General features: G+C 60.1%; 18 protein-coding genes and 3 pseudogenes. 12 read left to right on the forward strand and 9 right to left on the reverse strand.

The window, feature by feature from the left end; genetic code table 11:
• Positions 1-141 (reverse strand): annotated as a pseudogene (locus NUX24_RS20110) (hypothetical protein); the annotation flags it as partial.
• A gap of 50 nt (positions 142-191) precedes the next feature.
• Here NUX24_RS20110 and NUX24_RS20115 point away from each other — a divergent pair.
• The 10 genes and pseudogenes from NUX24_RS20115 to iolB form a co-directional block, all read left to right on the forward strand.
• Positions 192-827: pseudogene (locus NUX24_RS20115) on the forward strand (aldehyde dehydrogenase family protein); the annotation flags it as partial.
• A gap of 11 nt (positions 828-838) precedes the next feature.
• Positions 839-2,764, forward strand: a complete 1,926-nt coding sequence (gene iolD / locus NUX24_RS20120; protein ID WP_257833719.1) for a 3D-(3,5/4)-trihydroxycyclohexane-1,2-dione acylhydrolase (decyclizing) — start codon at positions 839-841, stop codon at positions 2,762-2,764.
• A 290-nt stretch (positions 2,765-3,054) separates the two neighbouring features.
• Entirely contained in the window at positions 3,055-4,041 is a 987-nt protein-coding gene (gene iolG / locus NUX24_RS20125) for an inositol 2-dehydrogenase (protein WP_257833721.1), read from the forward strand.
• Positions 4,042-4,072: 31 nt separating this feature from the next.
• Positions 4,073-5,002: a sugar ABC transporter substrate-binding protein gene (locus NUX24_RS20130; RefSeq protein WP_021241824.1), complete on the forward strand. Its 930-nt coding sequence runs from the start codon at positions 4,073-4,075 to the stop codon at positions 5,000-5,002.
• 48 nt (positions 5,003-5,050) lie between these two features.
• Positions 5,051-6,598, forward strand: coding sequence for a sugar ABC transporter ATP-binding protein (locus tag NUX24_RS20135; RefSeq protein WP_257833723.1), 1,548 nt, complete (start codon positions 5,051-5,053; stop codon positions 6,596-6,598).
• An 11-nt stretch (positions 6,599-6,609) separates the two neighbouring features.
• The gene (locus NUX24_RS20140; protein ID WP_257833725.1) at positions 6,610-7,638 is read left to right on the forward strand and encodes an ABC transporter permease; all 1,029 of its coding nucleotides are present in this window, start codon (positions 6,610-6,612) and stop codon (positions 7,636-7,638) included.
• A gap of 8 nt (positions 7,639-7,646) precedes the next feature.
• Positions 7,647-8,780 (forward strand): Gfo/Idh/MocA family protein, encoded by a 1,134-nt coding sequence (locus tag NUX24_RS20145; protein WP_257833727.1) that lies wholly within the window; start codon positions 7,647-7,649, stop codon positions 8,778-8,780.
• Between the two features lie 12 nt (positions 8,781-8,792).
• A complete protein-coding gene (gene iolC / locus NUX24_RS20150) occupies positions 8,793-10,697 on the forward strand; it encodes a 5-dehydro-2-deoxygluconokinase (protein WP_257833728.1) in 1,905 nt (634 codons plus the stop codon).
• An 11-nt stretch (positions 10,698-10,708) separates the two neighbouring features.
• A complete protein-coding gene (gene iolE / locus NUX24_RS20155; RefSeq protein ID WP_257833730.1) occupies positions 10,709-11,599 on the forward strand; it encodes a myo-inosose-2 dehydratase in 891 nt (296 codons plus the stop codon).
• A gap of 9 nt (positions 11,600-11,608) precedes the next feature.
• Positions 11,609-12,433, forward strand: coding sequence for a 5-deoxy-glucuronate isomerase (gene iolB, locus NUX24_RS20160; RefSeq protein WP_257833732.1), 825 nt, complete (start codon positions 11,609-11,611; stop codon positions 12,431-12,433).
• 57 nt (positions 12,434-12,490) lie between these two features.
• Here iolB and NUX24_RS20165 read toward each other — a convergent pair whose 3' ends face one another.
• From NUX24_RS20165 to NUX24_RS20175, 3 genes are read right to left on the reverse strand one after another with little or no spacing between them, the layout of a single operon-like run.
• Complete coding sequence (locus NUX24_RS20165; RefSeq protein ID WP_257833734.1) at positions 12,491-13,234, reverse strand: alpha/beta fold hydrolase; 744 nt, start codon at positions 13,232-13,234, stop codon at positions 12,491-12,493.
• An 11-nt stretch (positions 13,235-13,245) separates the two neighbouring features.
• Positions 13,246-13,713, reverse strand: a complete 468-nt coding sequence (locus tag NUX24_RS20170; RefSeq protein ID WP_214576828.1) for a DUF6130 family protein — start codon at positions 13,711-13,713, stop codon at positions 13,246-13,248.
• 50 nt (positions 13,714-13,763) lie between these two features.
• Positions 13,764-14,993 carry an MFS transporter gene (locus NUX24_RS20175; protein ID WP_047652657.1) on the reverse strand — a complete coding sequence of 410 codons (1,230 nt, stop codon included), beginning with the start codon at positions 14,991-14,993 and terminating at the stop codon, positions 13,764-13,766.
• Between the two features lie 72 nt (positions 14,994-15,065).
• Between NUX24_RS20175 and NUX24_RS20180 the strand changes: the two are divergent.
• Positions 15,066-15,981: pseudogene (locus NUX24_RS20180) on the forward strand (LysR family transcriptional regulator).
• Here the strand turns inward: NUX24_RS20180 and NUX24_RS20185 are convergent.
• Complete coding sequence (locus NUX24_RS20185; RefSeq protein WP_023333002.1) at positions 15,978-16,148, reverse strand: YfgG family protein; 171 nt, start codon at positions 16,146-16,148, stop codon at positions 15,978-15,980. The pseudogene NUX24_RS20180 and the gene NUX24_RS20185 sit on opposite strands and share 4 nt — an antisense overlap.
• A 370-nt stretch (positions 16,149-16,518) precedes the next feature.
• Here NUX24_RS20185 and NUX24_RS20190 point away from each other — a divergent pair, with 370 nt between their 5' ends.
• Positions 16,519-18,759, forward strand: a complete 2,241-nt coding sequence (locus tag NUX24_RS20190) for a sensor domain-containing phosphodiesterase (RefSeq protein WP_257833739.1) — start codon at positions 16,519-16,521, stop codon at positions 18,757-18,759.
• Positions 18,760-18,763: 4 nt separating this feature from the next.
• On the opposite strand, the gene ppx is transcribed toward NUX24_RS20190, so the two are convergent.
• The 4 genes from ppx to purM form a co-directional block, all read right to left on the reverse strand.
• Positions 18,764-20,302 (reverse strand): exopolyphosphatase, encoded by a 1,539-nt coding sequence (ppx, locus tag NUX24_RS20195; RefSeq protein ID WP_023308773.1) that lies wholly within the window; start codon positions 20,300-20,302, stop codon positions 18,764-18,766.
• A 3-nt stretch (positions 20,303-20,305) separates the two neighbouring features.
• Positions 20,306-22,366, reverse strand: coding sequence for a polyphosphate kinase 1 (gene ppk1 / locus NUX24_RS20200; protein WP_257833741.1), 2,061 nt, complete (start codon positions 22,364-22,366; stop codon positions 20,306-20,308).
• A gap of 207 nt (positions 22,367-22,573) precedes the next feature.
• On the reverse strand, positions 22,574-23,215 hold the full coding sequence (gene purN, locus NUX24_RS20205) for a phosphoribosylglycinamide formyltransferase (protein ID WP_032643559.1): 642 nt from the start codon (positions 23,213-23,215) through the stop codon (positions 22,574-22,576).
• Positions 23,212-24,249: a phosphoribosylformylglycinamidine cyclo-ligase gene (purM, locus tag NUX24_RS20210; RefSeq protein ID WP_257833745.1), complete on the reverse strand. Its 1,038-nt coding sequence runs from the start codon at positions 24,247-24,249 to the stop codon at positions 23,212-23,214. Before purM ends, purN begins: the two co-directional genes overlap by 4 nt.
• Positions 24,250-24,427: the final 178 nt, after the last annotated feature.

Raw genomic sequence — 24,427 nt, forward strand, 5'->3', positions numbered from 1 at the left:
GTTCAGACGCTTCATATCCCCCAGCAGCGCCAGGTGCAACGTACTGGTTTCGATGCTCTGCACGTTCTGCTGATGCAGACGGTCAACGTGCGCATGCGAGTAGCGGCGGTTAAGAATGCGGAACCGGGGGTTGGTGGCCCGCGGGGGGGGGGGGGGACCCCTGCTGGGCGCCCTGGGGGGTGGGGGGGGGGGGGAAAAAACCCGCCGATGACCTCTGCGCCCGGCTGGAAAAACAGATTGCCGCGCTGCGCGTCGGGCCGGGCCTGGACCAGTCGCCGGAAAACGAAATGGGGCCGCTCATCTCCTCCGCGCACCGCAGCAAGGTGCTGGGCTACATCGACAGCGGGGAAGCGCAGGGAGCGAAACTTCGCGTGGACGGTCGCGGCTTCAGCGTGAAGGGCCACGAGCAGGGCTACTTCGTCGGCCCGACGCTGTTCGATAACGTCACTCCTGAAATGACCATCTATAAAGAAGAGATTTTTGGCCCCGTGCTTTCTGTGGTGCGCGTAGCAGATTACGCCAGCGCGGTGGATCTGATTAACCGCCATGAATATGGTAATGGCTCGGCGATCTTCACCCGCGACGGCGGCTGCGCGCGCCGATTCTGCGAAGAGGTGCAGGCGGGCATGGTGGGGGTCAACGTGCCGATCCCGGTGCCGATGGCGTTCCACAGCTTCGGCGGCTGGAAGCGTTCCATCTTTGGTGCGCTCAACGTGCACGGCAACGACGGCGTGCGCTTCTACACCCGAATGAAAACCATCACCGCGCGCTGGCCGGAAATGCAGCAGGAGACAGGCGCTGCGTTCTCTATGCCAACGCTGGGCTGACAGGAGGTTTTATGCAAACCGAACGTATGACCATGGCCCAGGCGCTGGTCCGGTTCCTTAATCAACAGTACGTCAGCGTGGATGGCAACGAAACGCCCTTCGTGGAGGGCGTCGCCACCATCTTTGGGCACGGCAACGTGCTGGGTATCGGCCAGGCGCTGGAGCAGGACCCGGGCCATTTGCAGATCATGCAGGGCTGCAACGAGCAGGGGATTGCCCATATGGCGACGGGATTCGCCAAACAGCACCGCCGCCAGCGTATTTTTGCCGTTACCTCCTCGGTCGGGCCGGGCGCCGCCAATATGGTCACGGCCGCGGCCACCGCTACGGCGAACCGCATTCCGCTGCTGCTGCTGCCGGGTGATATCTACGCCAGCCGCCAGCCGGACCCGGTGCTGCAGCAGATCGAGCAGTATCACGACCTCAGCATCAGCACCAACGACTGCTTCCGTCCGGTCTCCCGCTACTGGGACCGCATCAACCGCCCCGAGCAGCTGATGAGCGCGATGTTAAGCGCGATGCGAACGCTTACTGACCCCGCAGATACCGGAGCGGTGACCATCTGCCTGCCGCAGGACGTGCAGGGAGAGGCCTGGGACTACCCGCTGAGCTTCTTCGCGCGTCGCGTGCACCACATCGAACGCCGTCCGCCCGATCCGCAGCGTCTGGCGCAGGCGCGGGCGCTGATCGCCCGCAAGCGTCATCCGCTGGTGGTGTGCGGCGGCGGCGTGCGCTATTCCGGCGCGCATGAGGCGTTTCGCGAATTTGTCGAGACGCTGCGGCTGCCGTTTGCCGAAACCCAGGCCGGAAAGGGGGCGCTGGTAAGTGACCACCCACTTAACCTGGGTGGCCTGGGCGTGACGGGCGGAATGGCCGCCAACCAGCTCGCACCGCAGGCCGATTTAGTGATTGGCATCGGCACGCGCCTGACCGACTTTACCACCGGCTCCAAGGCGCTCTTTTCCCATCCGGACGTCGAATTCCTGCTGCTGAACGTGGCCGAGTTTGACGCCCTGAAGCTGGACGCCACCGCGCTGATTGCCGATGCCCAAACCGGGCTCCAGGCATTGACCCACGCGCTCGGGGATTACCGCAGCGGCTGGGGAGAGGCGATCGCCGATGCGAAATCCGCGTGGCGCGACGAGTGCCGCCGCCTGTGGGATCGCCAGTGGCGTCCGGACGACGCGCCCGAAGTGGCGGGGCACCTGGATGCGCAGCTGGCGGAATACGGCGAGGCGCTCAACACCCACCTGACCCAGACGCGGGTGCTGGGGCTGATCAACCAGCATGTTGAAGATAACGCCATCGTGGTGGGCGCGGCCGGTTCGCTGCCGGGCGATTTACAGCGTCTCTGGCAGGTCAAGACGCCGGACAGCTATCACCTGGAGTACGGCTACTCCTGCATGGGCTACGAGATTGCGGCGGCCCTCGGCGCGAAGCTCGCCAGACCCGAACTGCCGGTGTACGCCATGGTGGGGGATGGCTCCTACATGATGCTGCACTCCGAGCTGCAAACCGCCGTTCAGGAGGGCATTAAGGTCACCGTTCTGCTGTTTGATAACGCCAGCTTCGGCTGCATTAACAACCTGCAGATGGGGCACGGTATGGGCAGCTTTGGCACGGAAAACCGCCACCGCAACCCGAAAACCGGACGGCTTGACGGTCCGCTGGTGAAGGTCGACTTCGCGCAAAACGCGGAGAGCTACGGCTGCCGCGCGTGGCGGGTGAACGATGAGCAAAGCCTGCTGGCGGCGCTTGAGGCGTCGCGGGCGCATCCCGGCCCGACGCTGCTGGACATCAAGGTGCTGCCGAAGACCATGACCCACGATTACGCCTCGTGGTGGCGAACCGGTGATGCGCAGGTGGCGGCGTCGTCTGCCGTGCGTGAGGCCGCTGAGCAAACCCAGGCGCAGGTGAAAAAAGCCCGCCAGTATTGAGTTTTTCCGTTTTAACGAAATTTTCATTTCATTTTTCTTTTTCCCCTCCCCCTAACCCTCTCCCACCGGGAGAGGGGACGGATCGGTGTGGTTTTTTCTCCCTCGCCCCTTTGTAATGGCGGGGGCATCCCTACCGCCATGTTGTGAGATTGATAACAAAATTTATCTCATTCATCTCAAAAGTGTTAACCCGCACTCAAAAACATAATTTTCACTATTTATAAAAATGAAATAAATGTTTTATTTATAGGGTCGTTAGTTCACAGCATTCACCAACACCGGGAGCCGTTATGTTTAACATTGCTTTACTGGGCGCTGGCCGAATTGGCCAGGTACATGCAGCTAACATCGCCAGCCACGGCGCGACCACGCTCTGGTCCGTGGTTGACCCGAATCAGGAATTTGCCACCCGCCTCGCCACGCAGTATCAGGCCCGCCAGCAGAGCCTGGAAGAAGCGATGACCGACCCTAACGTTCACGCCGTGCTGATCGCCTCCGCCACCGATACCCACGCGGACCTGATTGAAATGGCCGCCCGCCACGGCAAGGCCATCTTCTGTGAAAAGCCGGTACATCTCGACCTCGCCCGCGTGCGCGACTGCCTGAAGGTGGTCAAAGAGTACGACGTGCCGCTGTTCATCGGCTTTAACCGCCGCTTTGACCCGCAGTTTCGCCGCGTGAAAACCGACGCGCAGGCCGGGCGCATCGGCAAACCGGAATCGCTGCTCATCATCTCCCGCGACCCGTCTCCCCCGCCTGCGGAGTACGTGCGCGTGTCCGGCGGCATGTTCCGCGATATGACCATTCACGACTTTGACATGGCGCGCTTCATCATGGGCGAAGAGCCGGTGTCGGTGTATGCCCAGGGCAGCAACCTGGTGGATCCGGCGATTGGCGAGGCGGGGGATATCGATACCGCGTTTATCGTTCTGAAATATGCCTCCGGCACGATGGCGACCATCGTCAACAGCCGCCGTTCATCTTACGGCTACGACCAGCGCCTGGAGCTGCACGGCTCCGAAGGGCTGCTGTGCGCGGGCAACATTCTGGAAAACCAGGTGCAGCACTACGGCAAACAGGGCTGCACCAGCGCGCTGCCGGAACATTTCTTCCTGCAGCGCTACAAATCCGCTTACGCCGCGGAATGGGAACACTTTGTCGCGGTCCTGCGCGGGGAAGCGGTGCCTGACTGCAGCGGCGATGATGGTGAACGTGCGCTGTACCTCGCGGATAAAGCGCTGGAGTCACTGCGCAGCCAGCGCGAGATCGTCCTCTAAACACAACAACCCTACACAGAGAGACATAATAATGAAAAAACTGATCGTAGCCGCCCTCATCGCCATGACGTCCGGGGCCGCCCTCGCCGAAAACGAGCAAATTGTCTTCAGTACGCCAAACCTGGCCATGCCGTTTGAAGTTCACATGCAGCGCACGGCGGTGAAAGCCGCAAAAGAGATGGGCGTGAAGCTTCAGGTGCTGGACGGGCAGGGCAGCTCGCCGAAGCAGGTGGCTGACCTGGAAAACGCCATCACCCGCGGGGCGCAGGGCTTTATCGTCTCCCCGAACGACGTCAACGCGGTCTCCAGCGCGGTGGATGAAATTCAGGACGCGAAGCTGCCGGTGGTTACCCTTGACCGATCCGTCGACAGCCAGAAGAAAGTGCCGCACTTTGGCGCCAACAACTACAAGGGCGGCCAGGCGATTGGCGATTTCGTCAAAACCAAATTCCCCAACGGCGCGGAGATCATTCTCCTCACCGGCCAGCCGGGCTCCTCTTCCAATATTGAACGCACCAAAGGGATCCGCGACAGCCTGAAGGCGGGCGGGGATAAGTACAAGATCGTCGCCGACCAGACCGGCAACTGGATGCGTTCTGAAGGGATGCGCATCGTTGAAAGCGTTCTGCCTTCGCTGCCGAAACGCCCGCAGGTGATCCTCTCCGCCAACGACGACATGGCGCTGGGGGCGATTGAAGCCCTGCAGAGCCAGGGCGTGAAGCCGGGCGAAATCCTCGTGACCGGGTTTGATGCGGTGCCGGAAGCGCTGGCCCGCGTGCGCGACGGCTGGCTGGCGGTAACGGCGGATCAGCGTCCGGGCTTTGCGGTGCAGACGGCGATGAGCCAGCTGGTGGCCAACGTGCGCGAGAAGAAAGCCATTACCGGGGCCGACTATCCGCCGACGCTGATCACCAAAGAGAACCTGCAGCAGGCTGAGCGTATCGGTGAGGCCGGTAACTGATATGTCCCGAGCCGCCTCCGGCGGCTCAACATGAGGAGGAGCAGACCGATGTCGCAACCCTTACTGAAAGTGACCGACCTGGCAAAAAGCTTTTCCGGCGTCTGGGCGCTGAGCAGCGCTCAGCTAACCGTCGGCAGCGGCGAAATTCACGCCCTGCTGGGGGAAAACGGGGCGGGAAAATCCACGCTGCTGAAGGCGCTCGCGGGCGCGCAGCCGCAAACGCGCGGGGATATCTGGTTCAACGGCGAAACGCTGCCGGTGGACGACTCCCCGGTGGAACGCCAGAACAAGGGCATTATCACCATCTATCAGGAGTTCAACCTGCTGCCCAACATGACCGTCGCGGAAAATATGTTTCTCGGGCGCGAGCCGCGTAAACGGAACCTGATCGTCGACGAAAGGGCGGTCAACCAGGAGGCGCAGGTCATTCTCGATTACCTGCAACTGAACGTTGCGCCGACCACGCCGGTCGCCCGCCTGAGCGTCGCCCAGCAGCAGATGGTGGAGATCGCCCGGGCGCTGACCCTCAACGCCCGCCTGATCATCATGGACGAACCCTCCGCCGCGCTGAGCGACAGCGAGGTGGAAAGCCTGCACCGCGTGGTGCGGGAGCTTAAAAACCGCGGCGTGAGCATTATTTACGTTACCCACCGCCTGCACGAAGTTTTCCAGCTCTGCGATCGCTTCACCGTTTTCCAGGACGGCCGCTTTACCGGCACCGGCGCGGTGGCGGAGACCAACGTCGAGCAGCTGATCCGCCTGATGGTCGGGCGCGACGTGGCCTTTAACCGTCGCCCCGCCAGCGAAACCCATCATGAGGACAAACCCGTCCGCCTGGCGGTGAAGGGGCTGAGCCGCGAAAAGCCGCCGCTGGATCCACACGGCATCGCCCTGCAAGACATTAGCTTCCACGTCCACGCCGGGGAAGTCTTAGGCATTGCCGGGCTGGTGGGCGCGGGACGTACCGAGGTGGCGCGCTGCCTGTTTGGCGCAGACGCCTTTACCGCCGGGAGCTTTGAGCTGGACGGCGTGCCGTACCAGCCGCGCGACCCGCTCTATGCCCTCGATCAGGGCGTGGCGCTGGTACCGGAAGACCGCAAAAAAGAGGGGGCGGTGCTGGGGCTGTCGATTCGCGACAACCTGTCTCTCTCCTGCCTCTCCTCGCTGCTGCAGTGGCGCTGGTTCGTAAACACCCGCAAGGAGGACGACCTGATTGAGTCCTACCGCAAGGCGCTGCAGATCAAAATGGTCGACAGCGCGCAGGAGGTGCGCAAGCTCTCCGGCGGCAACCAGCAAAAGGTGATCCTCGCGCGCTGCATGGCGCTCAACCCGCGGGTGCTGATCGTCGATGAGCCGACGCGCGGCATCGACGTGGGGACCAAATCGGAAGTGCACCAGGTGCTGTTTGACATGGCGAAAAAGGGCGTGGCGGTGATCGTGATCTCCTCCGATCTGCCTGAAGTGATGGCGGTGTCCGACCGAATCATCACCCTCAGCGAAGGCCGGGTGACCGGCGAGATCCACGGCGACGACGCTAACGAAGAACGGCTGATGACGATGATGGCCATCAACCACAACGCCCTGAACGCGGCATAACGGAGTTTCTCATGACGCAGATGATTTCTAAAACGCAGACCCCGGTCAAACGCGCCGGACGCATCGATCCCATCGCCTTCTTCGAGCGCTTCGGGGTTCTGATTTTCATGATCCTGCTGCTGATCTTCTTCCAGTCGCAGAACAGCAACTTTTTCTCTGAACGCAATATTTTCAACATCCTGACCGAAGTCTCCATCTACGGGATCATGGCCGTGGGGATGACCTTCGTTATTCTGACCGCCGGGATTGACCTCTCCGTGGGCTCCATTCTGGCGGTGTGCGCCATGACCGCGGCGTACGTCATTAAGGGCGACAACTTCACCACCGTCGATCCGAACGCCTGGGGCGGCATGAGCTGGCTGATTGGTCTGGGGATTTGTCTGGCAATGGGCACGGCGATTGGCTTCCTGCACGGTCTGGGCGTGACCCGCCTGCGCCTGCCGCCGTTCATCGTGACCCTCGGCGGGATGACCATCTGGCGCGGCCTGACGCTGGTGATCAACGACGGCGCGCCGATTGCCGGTTTCGACCCTGGCTACCGCTGGTGGGGGCGCGGGGAGCTGCTCGGCATCTCCATTCCGATCTGGATCTTCGCCATCGTCGCCCTCGGCGGCTATCTGGCGCTGCATAAAACCCGCTGGGGCCGCTTCGTCTACGCCATCGGCGGTAACCCGGAGGCGGCGCGCCTGGCGGGGGTGAACGTGAAGCGCGTGCTGGTCAGCGTCTACGTGCTGATCGGCTGTCTGGCGGGGCTGGCGGGCTTCATTCTGAGCGCGCGTCTGGGGAGCGCCGAGGCGGTGGCCGGGATCTCCTTTGAGCTGCGCGTCATCGCCTCGGTGGTGATCGGCGGTACCTCCCTGATGGGTGGCTACGGGCGCATCGGCGGCACCATTATCGGCTCCATCATCATGGGCATTCTGATTAACGGCCTGGTGCTGATGAACGTCTCGGCCTACTACCAGCAGATTATCACCGGATTAATTATCGTTCTGGCGGTGGCGTTTGATACCTATGCCAAAAGCCGTCGCGGCGCACTGTGAGGATCACGATGAAAGAGGTTCGTATTGGATTAATTGGCACCGGTTATATCGGCAAGGCGCACGCTATCGCCTATGCCCAGGCCCCGACGGTGTTCAACCTGCGCGGCAGGCTGGTGCGCGAGATGGTGGCGGAAGTCACGCCGGAGCTGGCGGCAGCGCGCGCGCGGGCGTTTGGCTTCAACCGCTCCACCGGAGACTGGCGGGCGCTGGTGGCCGACCCGGCCATTGACGTGGTGGATATTTGTTCACCCAACCATCTGCATAAGGAGATGGCGCTGGAGGCGATCCGCCACGGCAAGCACGTCTACTCGGAGAAGCCGCTGGCGCTGAACGCCCACGACGCGCGCGAGATGGTCGACGCCGCGAAGCGGGCCGGGGTGAAAACGCTGGTGGGGTTCAACTACATGAAAAACCCGACGGCGCAGCTGGCGAAGGAGATTATTGCGCGCGGCGAGATTGGCGAGGTGATCCACTTCTACGGCACCCACAACGAAGATTATATGGCCGACCCGCTCTCGCCCATTCACTGGCACTGCTTCAAAGAGACCGCCGGGCTGGGGGCGCTGGGCGACCTCGCGGCGCATATCGTCAATATGGCCCAGTACCTGGTCGGGGAGATCGAGCAGGTCTGCGGCGATCTGAAGATTGTGGTTCAGGAACGCCCGGCGAAGGCCGGATCGGCAGAGATGATCTGCGTCGAAAATGAGGATCAGGCCCACGCGATGGTGCGCTTCGCGGGCGGGGCGCAGGGCGTGATTGAAACCTCCCGCGTTGCCTGCGGCCGCAAGATGGGGCTGTCGTACGTCATCACCGGGACGAAAGGCACCATCAGCTTCACCCAGGAGCGCATGGCCGAGCTGAAGCTCTATCTGCATGACGATCCGGTGAACCGTCAGGGGTTCCGCACGCTGCTCGTCGGCCCGGCGCACCCGGACTACGCCGCGTTCTGCATGGGCGCAGGCCACGGGATAGGCTTTAACGATCAAAAAACGGTGGAGGTGCGCGACCTGGTGGACGGGATTGCCGCCGACGCGCCGATGTGGCCGGACTTCGAAGAGGGCTGGAAGGTGTCGCGCGTGCTGGACGCGATCGCGCTCTCGCACCGGGAAGGCCGCTGGCTGAACGTGAACGACATTGTCTGATGAGGTATCAACGTGGAAAAGCAGTTTGATGTGATATGCATGGGCCGCGTGGCGGTAGACCTCTACAGTCAGCAGATTGGTGCCCGTCTGGAGGATGTGTCGAGCTTCGCCAAATACCTCGGCGGGTCGTCCGGCAACGTGGCGTACGGCACCGCGCGCCAGGGTTTACGTTCGTCGATGCTGGCGCGCGTCGGCGATGAACATATGGGCCGCTTCCTGCGGGAAGAGCTCAACCAGGTGGGCTGCGATACCAGCCATCTGATTACCGATAAACAACGCCTTACGGCGCTGGTGCTCCTCGGCATTAAAGACCGGGACACCTTTCCTCTGATTTTTTATCGCGATAACTGCGCGGATATGGCGATTACCGCCAGCGATGTGGACGAACGCTACATTGCCTCCGCACGTTGTCTTGCCATCACCGGGACTCATCTTTCTCATCCGCAAACCCGCGAGGCGGTGCTGACGGCGCTGGGCTATGCCCGCCGTCACGGCGTGCGCACGGTGCTGGACATCGACTATCGTCCGGTGCTGTGGGGGTTGACCGCCTTAGGCGACGGCGAAACGCGTTTTATCGCCGCCGATAAGGTCACCCGCGAGCTGCAGGAGGTGCTGCACCTCTTCGACGTGATTGTCGGCACCGAGGAGGAGTTTCACATTGCGGGCGGCAGCACGGATACCCTGCAGGCGCTGGGGCAGGTGCGCGCCGTCAGTGAAGCAGCGCTGGTCTGCAAACGCGGCGCGCTCGGCTGCTCGGTCTACACCGACGCCATTCCGCCCCGGCTGGACGACGGCCTGACGGTGACCGGCGTGCGCGTGGAGGTGCTGAACGTCCTCGGGGCGGGGGACGCGTTTATGTCCGGCCTGCTGCGCGGCTACCTGAACGACGAAGGCTGGGAGCAGGCGTGCCGCTACGCCAACGCCTGCGGCGCGCTGGTGGTTTCGCGCCACGGCTGCGCCCCGGCGATGCCGAGCAAAATCGAGCTGGATGACTATCTCTCCCGCGCCGCGAACGTGCCGCGCCCGGACCTTGACCCGCGTCTTAACCACCTCCACCGGGTGACCACCCGCCGCCGCGAATGGCCGGAGCTGTGCGTGATGGCCTTCGACCACCGCAGCCAGCTTGAGGACATGGCATTGCAGTGCGGCGCGTCGCTTAAGCGCATTCCCGTGCTGAAGCAGCTGATCCTGCAGGCCAGCCGCGAGGCGGCGAGCCGCGCCGGGCTGGAGGGCAAAGCCGGCCTGCTGTGCGACGGCACCTTTGGTCAGGACGCGCTGAACGCCATCACCGGGGAAGGGTGGTGGATTGGTCGTCCCATTGAGCTGCCGGGCTCTAGGCCGCTGGAGATGGAGCACGGCAACATCGGTACCCAGCTTATCAGCTGGCCGCAGGAGCACGTGGTGAAGTGCCTGGTCTTCTTCCACCCGGAAGATGCCCACGGCCTGCGCCTGGAGCAGGAGCAGAAAATAGCCGAGGTGTACCACGCCTGCTGCCGGTCCGGGCACGAGCTGCTGCTTGAGGTGATCCTGCCCGCGACCATGCCGCGCAGCGACGAGCTCTACCTGCGCGCTATATCCCGCTTCTACAACCTGGGCATTTACCCGGACTGGTGGAAGCTGCCGCCGCTCTCCGCCGACGGCTGGACGGCGCTGAGCGAGATTATCGAACGCCGGGACCCGCACTGCCGAGGGGTGGTGATCCTCGGCCTGGACGCCCCGGCGGAACAGCTGCGCGCGGACTTCAAAGCCGCAGCGGGGCAGACGGTAGTAAAAGGCTTCGCCGTGGGGCGCACGCTGTTTGGCGATGCCTCCCGCGCGTGGCTGAAGCACGATATTGACGATGCGCAGCTGGTGGCGCGCATCCGGGACAACTACCTGCAGCTTATCGCCTGGTGGCGCGAGCGCGGACACGCATAATGGAGACGACAATGAGTGTGCAATTAGGCATTAACCCGCTGACGTGGACGAACGACGATCTGCCTTCCCTCGGCGCGGAGACGTCGCTGGAGACCTGTCTGAGCGAAGGTAAAGAGGCCGGTTTTGCCGGCTTCGAGCTGGGCAATAAATTCCCGCGCGAAGCGCGCCTGCTTGGCCCAATCCTGCAGCGTCACGACCTGCAGCTCGTCTCCGGCTGGTACTCCGGCCGCCTGCTGGAGCGCAGCGTGGAGGAGGAGATCGCCGCCGTGCAGTCCCACCTGACGCTGCTGCGCGAGCTGGGGGCGAAGGTGCTGGTGTTTGCGGAAGTGAGCGGCTGCATTCACGGCGAGCAGCAGACCCCGGTGCATCTGCGCCCGCGCTTCCCGCAGGAACGCTGGAAGGAGTACGGCGAGAAGCTCACCGAATTTGCCCGCTATACGCAGCAGCAGGGCGTGCAGATTGCCTACCATCACCATATGGGCACGGCGATTGAGTCTGCCGAGGACGTGGACAATCTGATGACCCACACCGGGGAGGCGGTCGGACTGCTGCTGGATACCGGCCATCTGACCTTTGCCGGGGCCGATCCGCTGGCGGTGGCGCAGCGCTGGGCGTCGCGCATCAATCACGTTCACTGCAAAGACGTGCGCGCCGACGTGCTGGCGGACGTCAAAAACCGCAAAACCAGCTTCCTCGATGCGGTGCTGAGCGGCGTGTTTACCGTGCCGGGCGACGGCTGCGTCGATTACCCGCCGATTATGCGGCTGCTGAAGGCGCAGGATTATCACGGCTGGCTGGTGGTCGAGGCCGAGCAGGATCCGGCGATTGCCCATCCGCTGACCTACGCCCGTCTGGGGTATAACAACCTGAGCCGCCTGGCGCGCGACGCCGGACTGATTTGAGGAGGAAACATGTCACGTCTGTTATCACGCTGGCAACAGCCGAACGCGGAGGGGCGCACCCAGTGTGTTACACCGGAAAGCGCAGGGTGGGGCTACGTCGGCTTTGAGGCGTATGAGCTGCAGGAGGGGCAGACGCTGACGCTGCCCGCCGTCAGTGAAGAGCGCTGCCTGGTGCTGGTCGCCGGGCGGGCCTCCATCCGCACGCCTTCCGCACAGTTTAACGACATCGGCGAGCGGATGAGTCCCTTCGAGCGCATCAAGCCGTGGGCGGTTTACGTCACCCCGCAGGAGTCGGTGCAGGTGAAGGCGCTGACGACGCTGGAGCTGGCGGTCTGCGCCGCGCCGGGCAAGGGCACCTATCCGACGCGGCTGATTGCCCCGCAGGATATCGACGGTGAAGCGCGCGGCAAAGGTCATAACCAGCGCTACGTACATAACATTTTGCCGGAAGACAGGCCCGCCGACAGCCTGCTGGTGGTGGAGGTGTGGACCAATGAAGGCTGCACCAGCTCATACCCGAGCCACAAGCACGACACGGATAACCCGCCTCAGGAGACCTATCTGGAGGAGACCTACTACCATCGCCTCAACCCGGAGCAGGGATTCTGCATGCAGCGCGTTTACACCGACGACAGAACGCTGGATGAGTGCATGGCGGTCTATAACCGCGATGTGGTCATGGTGCCGAAGGGCTACCATCCGGTGGCGACGATGGCCGGGTATGACAGCTATTACCTCAACGTGATGGCCGGTCCGGTGCGCAAATGGATGTTCACCTGGGAAGAGGACCACGCGTGGATTAATCGGGATTATCCCGCGAACAGGGAGCGCTGAAGCGGTCTTTTTTGCCGGGTGGCGCCGTGCTTACCCGGCATAAAGTCCGCAAAAATACTACTTTGCTTCAACCGCCTGCACAATCGTCCGGGCGATAGCCTCCGGCTGGTTGACCATAGACACGTGGCTTGCCGCCACCTCGGCGGTTTTCGCATGGATCGTCTTCGCCATCGCGCGTTCAAGATCGGGGTTGATCATTCGGTCATTCTTGCTGACCACATACCAGCTAGGTTTGTCATGCCACGCCGCGTGGGCAACCTTTTCACCAAACGCCTCGGCCTTAATTGGCCCCTGCGTGGCCGCAATGGTCTGTTGTTCTACCGGTTTCGCGTCAGGCGCGAAATCCTTCCTGACGGCGTCCGCTGGCAGGTATAAATAGCCGTCCGCCGATTTAGCAATGCCCGCGCTGCCCGGCGGGGCAGGGAAGCTTCCTGCCAGATCCGCCGTCGACTGGCCGGAGTTCGGCGCGAACGCCGCCACGTACACCAGCGATTTTACCCGCGCATCGTTGCCCGCCTCGCTAATCACGGTGCCGCCCCAGGAGTGGCCTACCAGCACCACGTCACCCTCGGCGCGGGCGATGGCCCGCCGCGTGGCCGCAACGTCATCCTTAAGCGACGTGAGCGGAAGCTGGACGGCAATGACTTCTGCGTGCTGCTTCTGCAAAAGGGTAATTACCTTATTCCAGCTGCTGCCGTCGGCAAACGCGCCGTGCACCAGCACGACGCTGGTATTACTCTGCGCAAAGGCGCTGGCGGAAAGCGCCAGCAGGCCTGCCGTGACTACAGACAGTGCTTTCATCTTCAGACTCCTTAAAAATGGTGGACCGCCGCATGGGGCGGGACGGTGAATTCAACGGTTTTGTGGTCGAGCGGCTTATGCGTCGGGTCGGCCAGAATTATCGTCACCTTGTGTTTACCGGCGGGCAGCCCTACCAGGATCACCGGTTCTCCGCTGGCGTCAGCCCAGTGCCATGGCGCGTCATCCACCACCACGTGAATGTGCCCGATGCGCGGGGTGACCTTGAGCGCTTCAGGTCCGAATACCGGCTCGATACGCAGGTTTTCGGCACGGTACTGGATAAACACCGCGCCTTTGCTAAGCGGCCCGGCAAGCGGGGGATCGACGATCAGCCTGGCAGGCGGCTGCGGGTGTTCCAGCGGCGCAACGGCTGCGGGGCCGTTAACGTCCATGGCGCTCAGGTTGTCCAGCGGTGTGGCCTGGGCATGGGCTACAGAGGCCAGGACAAGCAGGGGGATAAGTGCATAGCGATGAATCATGGGTTCTCTCCTCATCGGTTCTGAATGGCGACAGGGAAAGAAAACCATTTTTATGTATCGGAGATATTTGCCGGAGGCGGGGTTTTGTACCCGTTTGTCAGCGTGGCGCTCTGGATACAGTGCGATACAGTTTGCCTGCGTGGACGGCGCACAATCGCTATCGCCAGCCCGGCAATCACCAGCGTCAGGCCCGTTGATATCCACATTGCACCCGCTATCCCCAGCGTTTTATTCAGCCACGCATAGGCGAACGGTGAGGCTGCCGCCATCAGCTGGCCGGGGATAAGCAGCATGCCCGTGCGGCGGGCATAGCTTTCGGTACTAAACAGCTCCAGCGGCAGGGTGGCTTTTACGATGGTGACCAGCCCGTTGATGGCGCCATAGCCCAGCACAAACCCGGCCGCACACCATGCAAACAGGGCGCTGCTCATCCCCAGAAGAAAGCAGAGCGGCATGGCGAGGGCGGTGAAAAGGGTCAGCCTGAACGGCGTTAAGCGAGCGCCCGCCAGCACCTCCACAGAACGAGCGCCCGTCTGGCCGATCCCCCACAGCATCCCGATGGCGACCGGCAGGCCGAAGTGGGCAATAAACTCCGGCAGATGGGTGGACGTGCCGTTAGAGACAAAGGTGATGAGGGCAATGAAGGCGGCATAAAGCCAGCCGTTACGCCGCTCGTTGTCCCGCGGCGGCGCGGCGACCCTTGTCGTCACCGTCAGCCGCTGTCGGGGAAGCGTTCGAATCAGCATCGCGCTCAGCAGGCCGAAGAGAGCGTAGACGCGCAGCGCCTCCTGCCAGCTCATGACCTGAAGCAGAGCATCGCCCAGCGGCCAGAAAACCGCGGAGGCCAGCCCGCCCGCCAGCGTGACGCGTGAGATCGTTCTTCGCGCCTGCTGCCCGTAGAGGTTTACCAGCGCGGCGAACAGCGCATCGTACAGCGACAGGCGCATCCCTGTGCCGCCGATAAGCCAGGCGCAGTACCAGCCAAAAAGCGTCTGGCTGTACGCCATCCCCGCGCAGCTTGCGGCGATCAGCAACGTGCCGCTCATTACCACCTTCTGACCGCCAAAGCGTGCCAGCAGGCGGGCGACAAATGGAGAAATCGCCGCCATCACCAGCATCGCCAGCGTCAGACCGAGGTAAATCTGCGGTGATGACCATCCCCGGTCGGCTGAAATCGCCAGCGCAAAGGTGCCGGGCATATAAAACGAGATCCCCCAGTTGATGAGCTGATGACATCCCGCCGTGAGGGCGAGGCGGCGTGGCAGGGCGGGTGTTTCCATTAGTTTTCATTCCGTTATGCAGTTGTCCTGAGCATAACTCGCGCGCTATTGTGCTGGCAGGGCAGCAACCTTATGCGCGGTATAAGAGAAACTTTGAATGACAACGCTTAATCTGGGCTATCTCGCCACGTTCCGTCTGGTGATCCAGCGCGGCAGCTTTTCAGCGGCAGCGGATGCGCTGGGTATCTCCCAGCCCGCCGTCAGCCTGCAAATACGCCAGCTGGAGCAGTTTCTGCAAACGCGGCTGGTGGAGCGTACCGGGCGGGGGATTAAGGCGACGGCTGCCGGGCAGGCGTTGCTGGCGCACGGAGAGCGTATTCAACTGGCGGTGGATGACGCTATTCGGTCCGTGAGCGCATTCAGCCACGACGTGAGCGGCATCATTACGCTTGGCACGGGGGCAACGGCCTGCATCCATCTTCTGCCGCCGCTGCTGGAGAAGTTGCGGCGCGACTATCCGCTCCTGAGGGTGGGGGTGACGACGGGCAACACGCTCGATATCGTCAGGGCCATCGAAGAGAACCGGCTCGATATGGGACTGGTGACGCTGCCGGTAAGTGGCAGATCGCTGGACGTCATGCCGGTAATGGACGAAGAGTTTGTTTTTATCGCGTCGCAGGAGCAGCTGGAGGCTTTCAGGGACTTTACCCCGGAGGCGCTGCACGCTCAGCCGCTGATTGCCTTTGAATCAGGCAGCGGTACCCGGACGCTGATCGATGGCTGGTTTGCGGCTAATGGATTAGCGATCGCACCGGTGATGCAGCTTGGCAGCATCGAGGCGATCAAACGCATGGTTCGCGCGGGGCTGGGCTACAGTATTGTGCCGCGAATGGCGGTCGAACAGGATGTCGATCGCGAAGGGCTACGCGTGATGTCGCTTACGCCCATGCTGCAGCGGCAGCTGGCGGTGGTCATGCGGCAGGATAAAATCCTCAGCAAAGGGATCGCGGCCATTATTCGGCTCGTGCAACATCCTTCGGCTGTTTAGCGATCGGCGGTGTCGACGGTCAGGCTGGATTGCTGCGACTGGGTTTTGTCCTGATGGTGGTACCAGGCGCCAATTGAAGAGTAAACGAAGCGGCCAAAGAAAAACAGGAAGCTGATGAGCAGTATGATGCGGGTCATTCGGGTATTAAATTGATGTCGTTTTCGCATACGCGTGACCTGACTCACTCTGTTTTTCCTGGATAAGCCCTTTTGGGCGACAAGGATATTAAGGCACAGCGGGAAGACGGGGTCAATTCTGCTGTGTGTAAATAACCGTCAATGTTTACATTAATTAGTGTTATTGAAATTAGTTAAGGCATTTACCACATTGATAATATGAAGAAAATGATTACAAAAAAACGCCGCAAAAAGATATTTGCGTAAAATAGTTTGATTTAAGTCAACGGCTTCCCGGCCCTTATATTTAAAATCCTTCCTCCACACAGTTCGCCCCGCACGCCGCCGGGCGGCGCTTACGTCAGGTTGGATGCCTGTCTTTATTTTCCCTCTGGAGCGGAAGGGGTTTAACCGGGCATCTATGAACATTCTGGCTTTCCTGAAAAAAAATGAAAACCGCTGGTGGGCATTACCGCTTATTTTGCCTGTGGTTTTACTTCCCGTGCTGAGCATTGCGAATACCTTCACACAGCTGGGCGACGGCATTGCGGCACTCTATTATTTACCCCTCTCATTTTTGCTTTCGCTGATGATGTTTTTTGGCCTGGAAGCGCTGCCCGGGATCGTATTGTCGCTGTTTATCCGCTATTACCCGTCGGTCGGGATGTTTGAAACCTTCGCGGGGATCCTCCATTTTGTCGTCCCTTTAGTCCTCAGTTGGGGGGGCTACCGGGTATTTGCGCCCAGACGGAATATGACCGCGTACGGCGACGTGCGGCTGATGGCGCAGCGCATCTTCTGGCAGGTATTCTGCCCTGCGACGCTGTTTCTGGTGCTGTTTCAGTTTGCGGTCTATCTGGGCGTGTATGAGAGCCGTCAGAGCCTTGCGGGATTAAACCCCCTCAATATTCGCACGCTCATCAACTATCAGACGCTGCTGGTCAGCGGGCTGACGGGCGTGCCGCTGAGCTATCTGCTGATCCGCCTGCTTCGCCATCCGCGCTATCTCAAAAGCCTTCTCTCGCAGATCCGTTCCGGGATAGACAAAAAGGTGACGGTCATTGAGTTTCTGATGTGGGTTATCGCGCTTGGCGGACTGCTTTCGCTGCTGCTACTTCCGATGAATGAGAACAGCTCCATTTTCACCACCAACTACACCCTTTCCCTGCTGATGCCGGTGATGCTCTGGGGCGCGATGCGTTTTGGCTATAAGCTGATTTCGCTTATCTGGACGCCGGTACTGCTGGTATCTATTCACTATTTTTACCGCTATATCCCGGTGAACCCGGGGTATGACATTCAGCTGGCGATCACCTCTTCCAGTTACCTGGTCTTCTCGTTCGTGGTGATTTATATGTCGATGCTGGCGACCCGGCAGCGCGCGGCGAACAAACGCTCCCGCAGGCTGGCGCTGCTCGACCCGGTCGTCCATATGCCTAACCTGCGGGCGCTGTCGCGCGATCTGGCGAAAAACCCGTGGTCGGCGCTCTGCCTGCTGCGCATTCCGGAGCTGGAAATTCTCGGCCGAAATTACGGTGTGTTGCTGCGGATTCAGTACAAGCAGCAGCTGGCGCAGTGGGTGAATGGCATTCTCCAGCCCAATGAGCTGGTCTATCACCTGACCGGGTATGACCTGGCGGTACGGCTTAACGCGGAATCGCACCAGCAGCGTATTGAAGCCCTGGACGAGCATATCAAGCAGTTCCGCTTTGTCTGGGACGGCATGCCGCTGCAGCCGCAGGTGGGCGTGAGCTATTGCTATGTCCGGTCCCCGGTTAACCATCTTTATCTGGTGCTGGGCGAGCTGGGCGTGGTCGCCGATCTGTCGCTCTCCTCCAACCATCCGGAAAATCTTCAGCAGCGTGGGGCCGTCCATTTGCAGCGCAACCTTAAGAATAAAGTCGCAATGATGAGCCGCCTGCAAAAGGCGCTGGATAACGACGAATTCACCCTGCTGGTTCAACCCGTTCGCGGCATGCGTGGCGATTGCTATCACGAGGTCCTGCTCCGGATGCCGGATATCAACGGGCTATTGATTTCCCCCGACCAGTTCCTGCCCGTCGCGCAGGAGTTTGGCCTCTCCTCGCGGGTAGATTTGTGGGTGCTGGAGCACACCCTGCGCTTTCTCGCCGCGCATCGCGAAAGACTGCCCGGCCAGCGCTTTGCCATTAATCTTGCCCCGTCGACCGTGTGTCGGGTGCAGTTTCCGCTTGAGGTGAGTCGCCTGCTGGCGAAATACGCCATTGAGCCGTGGCAGCTGATCTTTGAAGTGACGGAGTGCAGCACTTTTTGCAATGCGGAGCAGGGGCTCTACATCCTCCGGCAGCTGCAGAAAATGGGGGTACGTATTGCGATTGATGATTTTGGCACCGGCTATGCGAGCTATGCGCGGCTGAAAAGCGTGGACGCGGATATTCTCAAGATTGACGGCAGCTTTATCCGAAATATCGTCAACAACAGCCTGGATTATCAGATTGTTGCGTCTATCTGCCATCTTGCGCGCATGAAGAAAATGCTGGTGGTGGCGGAGTATGTCGAAAGCGAAGAGATACGTAGCGCGGTTCAGGCGCTAGGCATCGATTATGTGCAGGGTTATCTGGTTGGCAGGCCGGCACCGCTTGAGTCACTGCTGGAAGCAGAGGCGTCCACCGCGGACGCCTGATCCGTTACGCGGCGACGTCGGCGCTCTCTTCTTCAATTTTAAGCAGCCAGCCGGTGACGGCTTCCCAGTACTGCTGCTCTTTTTCCAGATCCAGCAGGACCAGCGCGTTCTGGCTGAACCAGTCGTGCGGGAAGCTCAGCGTCCAGTGATGGTCGTCTGTTTTCAGTTTTAACGTTGGCGGCGTCGTTGTCGCCTGACGCTGGTTATTGAGCAGCACGCCCAGACGCAGCAACTGAATAAGCGGCAGGAACTGTTTTTTCTTGAACAGCGTAAAGCGCGGCAGGTCGTCGAGCTTGATGGCCTTGCGGTGATAACGCACCAGGGTCGCCATCATGGTTTGCTGCTCCTGGTTGAAGCCAGGCAGATCGCTGTTTTGCAGAATGTAGGCCGAATGGCGGTGCATCCCGCTGTGGTTGATGTTCAGCCCCACCTCGTGCAGCATCGCGGCCCATTTCAACAGCGCGGCAAGCTGCGGGTGCGCGAGCTTCGGATTCTGCTCCTGCCACTGTTCGTACATCTGCACCGTGGTGTCCAGCACGCGCTTCGCCTGTTCACGGTCGATGTTGTACTGGTTGGCGAGACTTTGCGCGGTGCGGCTGCGAATATCCTGATGGCGGAAGCGGCCTTCCATCTCATACAGCACGCCTTCACGCAGCGCGCCGTCCGACAGACGCAGCTCTTTTATGGCGAGGGCATCAAACACGCCGCAGAGAATAGCCAGCCCCGGCACGAATACCGCTTTACGCTCGTCGGAAAGACCCGGCAGGCTTAAGGCGTCAAAACTTTTATGCTTCAGCACCTCTTCGGTCAGCAACGTCAGGCGTTCGGGCGTGATAAACCCGTCTTTTTCACCCATCGCCAGCAGCACTTCATGCGCCGCCTTGATGGTGCCCGACGCGCCCAGCGCCACGTTCCAGCCCTGAATACGGTACTGCCAGGCCAGGTTTTCCAGCTTCTGGACGGCCGCCATACGCGCGCGCTGGAAGTTCTCGCGGGTGATGGTGCCGCCCGGGAAATACATCTGCGCGAAGCTGACGCAGCCCATACGGCGGCTTTCCACCAGGCGCGGCTCAAAGTCTTCGCCGATCACCAGCTCCGTTGAGCCACCGCCGATATCGATAACCAGCTTGCGCCCTTTTTCCGGCTGGGTGTGCTCAACGCCCATGAAAATCAGACGCGCTTCTTCGTTGCCGGAGATGATCTCAATCGGGTAGGGGATCACCTTTTCGGCCCGCTTGAGGAACTCCGGGGCATTCAGGGCCTGGCGCAGGGTGTGGGTGCCCACGATGCACACGCTTGAGGGAGAGAAGCCCTGCAGGCGTTCAGCAAACAGCGACAGGCAGTTTAACCCGCGCTCCATCGCCTCTTCGCTGAGCATGCTGCGTTCATCAAGACCATCCGCCAGGTGTACGCGCTGCTTCAGACGACCGATGATCTGCAGCGCGCCATCCACCTCACGGGCGATGACCATGTGGAAACTGTTAGAGCCAAGGTCGACCGCGGCGAATTCCTGCGGGCGTGGGGTCTTATCATTTATCGGCATAGGTTAATCGGGTTGCTCGAGTGATTTGATATAGTCGTAAATCGCCAGTTGCGACCGCACTTTGCGGCGGTTGCCGCGCGGTACGTAGCGGTTACTGAGTTCTTTGTCGATATAGCGTGCTTTCACGGTATCGCTGAACACAATCTCGATGATGTCGAGGATCTGCTGCTTCAGACGCGGATCCAGCAGCGGTGCCGCGACTTCAATACGGTAGTCAATATTGCGCGTCATCCAGTCTGCCGAAGAGAGATAGACCTGTTTATCACCCGCATTATCAAAAATATAGATCCGATCGTGTTCCAGGTAACGGTCAACGATGCTGATCACACGAATATTGTCGCTGATGCCTTCCAGTTCCGGGATCAGCGAGCACATGCCGCGGATCAGCAGGTTAACCGGCACGCCGGAGCTGGACGCTGCATATAGCCTGTCCACCAGCCCTTTGTCGACAAGGTTGTTAAGCTTCAGCGTGATGCCGGACGACAGCCCTTTCTGGGCATTGGCGATCTCTTTATCGATCATATCGTACAGCAGGCGGCGCGAGTTCTGCGGCGAGACCAGCAGATAGTCGAAGCTCACCGGACGGTACGGGTTTTCGATAAAGTTAAAGACCCGGCGCACTTCGTTAGTGATGCGGGCGTCGGCGGTCAAGAGCGAGTAGTCGGTATAAATTCGCGCCGTTTTCTCGTTAAAGTTCCCGGTACCGATGTGGGCATAACGCACCACATCGTCGCCCTCTTTACGGGAGATCAGGAACAGCTTGGCGTGAATTTTCAGCCCCGGCGCGGAGAAGATGACGTGCACACCGGCTTCCGTCAGACGGCGCGCCCAGTGAATGTTGGCCTCTTCGTCGAAGCGCGCCTGCAGCTCAACCACCACGGTGACCTTTTTGGCGTTGTGCGCCGCGTGGATCATTGCATCGATGATGCGGGAATCTTTTGCCACGCGGTAAATATTGATTTTAATCGCCAGCACGCTCGGGTCAAACGAGGCCTGACGAAGCAGTTCCAGCACGTGCTCAAACGTATGATACGGATAGTAGAGCAGCACGTCACGTTCGCGAATGGCGTCAAATCCATTGCGGAATTTATCGAACCACAGATGGCGCAGGCGCGGCAGCGGCTTGTTCACCAGATTGGCTTTGCCGACGTTCGGGAAGCCAATAAAGTCTTTAAAGTTGTGGTAGCGACCACCCGGCACGATGGAGTCATAGCGCGAAATGGTCAGTTTCTCGCGCAGCATCTCCACCATGGCGTCCGGCATATCGCGCTGATAGACAAAGCGAACCGGTTCGGCCGTCAGGCGCTGTTTCAGGCTGGAGGACATCAGCTCCATCAGGCTGGCTTCCATCTCGTGCACCAGGTCATATTCGGCGTCACGGGTCATTTTCATCGAGTAGGCGTTTAACGCATCGTAATCGAAGAAGCCTTTGAAGATGTCGTCCAGACAGTAGCGCAGGATGTTATCGAGCAGGATCATCGGCTTGCGTCTGCGCGGGGTTTCCGGCGGCAGGTTCACAAAGCGCGGCACCTTGTCGGACGGGATCTCCAGCAGCGCGTAACGGATAGACTCACCGCGAATAATTTCCACCGCCAGGTAGGTGTAGTCATCCTTCAGGAACTGGACCAGATCGGTTTCGCGGTTGATCAGAATCGGGGTAATGTGCTGGCGCAGATAGTGTTTGAAGTAGTGGCGCAGCCAGTTTTGTTGGTTAACGGAAAGCTGGCGTTCGTTAATGAGGAAGATTTGATTGCGCGCCATCTCCAGCAGCAGTTCGTTATACAGGCCGTCAAATTCCTGATCGGCTTTCAGCACGCGGGACTGGATTTTGCCCAGCAGATGCCGCGAGTGCGAGTTTAAGCCCTGTTCTTCGCTGATGATGATGCGTCTTTTCAGCTCGGCAAAGCGAACCTTGTAGAACTCATCCAGGTTGTTGGAATAAATGCCCAAAAAACGCATGCGCTCGATCAGCGGGTTACTTTTGTCTGCCGCTTCCTGGAGTACACGTTCGTTGAATGCTAACCAGCTTAGCTCTTTCTCGATATATAACTTTTCCTGACCCATTACAGCTCACACTCCAGTTCAATCACAGGACGTGGTAAATCCGTCTCGTCCTTATTATGGCGAGCATTTCCACGATATGTCCAACAGTGCCAGAAAAGTATGACAGTTATTTTTTTTGTTGGGGATTTTAGAAGGTTGGAGAAGGGAATATCGGGTAATGCAATGAACAGGTCGGGTAAGCGCAGCAGCGCCACCCGACATAGCAAACTACTCTTCGGCCGCATAACCCTGCGGGGGTAACTTCACGCCGTCCAGCCAGGCTGCGCCGTCGCGCATCTCGAGACGCCCGTCGACAAACCAGCTGACCACCAGCGGGTAAATGGCGTGTTCCTGGGTCTGCACGCGTTCGGTCACGTCTTCTTCGCTGTCGCCGTCAAAGACCGGAACTTTGGCCTGCAGGATCACCGGGCCGCCGTCCAGCTCGTCGGTAACGAAATGCACGGAGGTGCCGTGCTCCTCATCGCCGTTTTCCAGAACCTGACGATGGGTATGCAGGCCGGGATATTTTGGCAGCAGGGAAGGGTGGATATTCAGCAGACGTCCGGCGAAGTGTTCGACGAAGGCCGGGCTCAGAATACGCATGTAGCCCGCCAGCACGACCACGTCCGGCGCGTAGGCATCAATCTCCTGAACCAGCTCGCGGTCAAAGGCTTCACGCCCGGCGAACTGGCTGGCTTCCAGCGCGTGCGCGGGAATGTTCGCTTCCCGCGCGCGCTCAAGGCCGAACGCGTCGGCCTTGTTGCTGAAAACTGCCCGAATGGTGCCATTGATTTTCTTCTGCTTGCAGGCGTCTATGATGGCCTGCAAATTGCTTCCGTTGCCGGAAATGAGCACCACGATGTTTTTCATTCAATGACCACACGCTGTTCGGAATCGGAAGCTTTAATCGTACCGATTTTCCACGCGTTTTCACCTTTTTCAGTCAGCAGCTTAACCGCTTTATCCGCTTCGCTTGCCGGCAGGGCGATAACCATGCCCACGCCGCAGTTAAAGGTGCGGTACATTTCGTGAGAGCTCACGTTACCCGCGGTCTGCAGCCAGTTAAACACGGCTGGCCACTGCCATGAGGATTCGTCGATCACCGCCTGGGTGTTGTCCGGCAGGACGCGCGGGATGTTTTCCCAGAAGCCGCCGCCGGTCAGGTGAGCGATAGCGTGAACCTCGACGTTCTCGATAAGCTCAAGCACGTTTTTCACGTAGATGCGGGTCGGCGCCAGCAGATGGTCAGCCAGCGGTTTACCGTCAAGCTCGGTAGTCAGCGGATCACAACCGCTCACTTCGAGGATTTTACGCACCAGGGAGTAGCCGTTGGAGTGCGGGCCGCTGGAAGCCAGCGCGATCAGCACATCGCCATCGGCCACTTTGCTGCCGTCGATAATTTCTGATTTTTCTACTACGCCGACGCAGAAGCCCGCGACGTCATAATCTTCGCCGTGATACATGCCCGGCATTTCTGCGGTTTCACCACCGACCAGCGCACAGCCGGACTGCAGACAGCCTTCGGCGATACCGTTAATCACGCTGGCAGCGGTATCCACGTCCAGTTTGCCGGTTGCGTAGTAATCGAGGAAGAACAGCGGCTCTGCGCCCTGTACTACCAGGTCATTCACGCACATCGCGACCAGATCGATACCGATCGTGTCGTGACGTTTTAAATCCATCGCCAGGCGCAGTTTGGTGCCTACACCGTCAGTTCCCGAGACCAGAACAGGTTCACGATATTTTTGCGGCAGCGCGCACAGTGCGCCGAATCCACCCAGACCACCCATCACTTCCGGGCGGCGGGTTTTTTTCACCACACCTTTGATTCGGTCAACCAGCGCATTACCTGCGTCAATATCAACACCGGCATCTTTGTAGCTGAGAGAAGTTTTGTTGGTCACGGCTTAAATCCCCACGCGATTGCATAGCTAGTAAGAAAAATCGGCGCAATTCTAACAGTCCAGGCAAACGTTTGCGAGCCTATTCTGGACGTGGGGATCTTTTTTTCTGTGTACCTTGTGAATGCAGCCAAACTTGACTCTGTTCACGAAAATGAAACCGGTTTCTGAGAACTGCTTG

Source organism: Enterobacter sp. HG048 (assembly GCF_024702055.1).
GTDB lineage: Bacteria > Pseudomonadota > Gammaproteobacteria > Enterobacterales > Enterobacteriaceae > Enterobacter > Enterobacter dykesii.

Bases quoted from the DNA above. Each gene is read 5' to 3' on its own strand.
- iolD (WP_257833719.1), top strand. From the start codon at position 839: ATGCAAACCGAACGTATGACCATGGCCCAGGCGCTGGTCCGGTTCCTT.
- iolG (WP_257833721.1), top strand. From the start codon at position 3,055: ATGTTTAACATTGCTTTACTGGGCGCTGGCCGAATTGGCCAGGTACAT.
- NUX24_RS20130 (WP_021241824.1), top strand. From the start codon at position 4,073: ATGAAAAAACTGATCGTAGCCGCCCTCATCGCCATGACGTCCGGGGCC.
- NUX24_RS20135 (WP_257833723.1), top strand. From the start codon at position 5,051: ATGTCGCAACCCTTACTGAAAGTGACCGACCTGGCAAAAAGCTTTTCC.
- NUX24_RS20140 (WP_257833725.1), top strand. From the start codon at position 6,610: ATGACGCAGATGATTTCTAAAACGCAGACCCCGGTCAAACGCGCCGGA.
- NUX24_RS20145 (WP_257833727.1), top strand. From the start codon at position 7,647: ATGAAAGAGGTTCGTATTGGATTAATTGGCACCGGTTATATCGGCAAG.
- iolE (WP_257833730.1), top strand. From the start codon at position 10,709: ATGAGTGTGCAATTAGGCATTAACCCGCTGACGTGGACGAACGACGAT.
- iolB (WP_257833732.1), top strand. From the start codon at position 11,609: ATGTCACGTCTGTTATCACGCTGGCAACAGCCGAACGCGGAGGGGCGC.
- NUX24_RS20165 (WP_257833734.1), bottom strand. From the start codon at position 13,234: ATGAAAGCACTGTCTGTAGTCACGGCAGGCCTGCTGGCGCTTTCCGCC.
- NUX24_RS20170 (WP_214576828.1), bottom strand. From the start codon at position 13,713: ATGATTCATCGCTATGCACTTATCCCCCTGCTTGTCCTGGCCTCTGTA.
- NUX24_RS20175 (WP_047652657.1), bottom strand. From the start codon at position 14,993: ATGGAAACACCCGCCCTGCCACGCCGCCTCGCCCTCACGGCGGGATGT.
- NUX24_RS20185 (WP_023333002.1), bottom strand. From the start codon at position 16,148: ATGCGAAAACGACATCAATTTAATACCCGAATGACCCGCATCATACTG.
- NUX24_RS20190 (WP_257833739.1), top strand. From the start codon at position 16,519: ATGAACATTCTGGCTTTCCTGAAAAAAAATGAAAACCGCTGGTGGGCA.
- ppx (WP_023308773.1), bottom strand. From the start codon at position 20,302: ATGCCGATAAATGATAAGACCCCACGCCCGCAGGAATTCGCCGCGGTC.
- ppk1 (WP_257833741.1), bottom strand. From the start codon at position 22,366: ATGGGTCAGGAAAAGTTATATATCGAGAAAGAGCTAAGCTGGTTAGCA.
- purN (WP_032643559.1), bottom strand. From the start codon at position 23,215: ATGAAAAACATCGTGGTGCTCATTTCCGGCAACGGAAGCAATTTGCAG.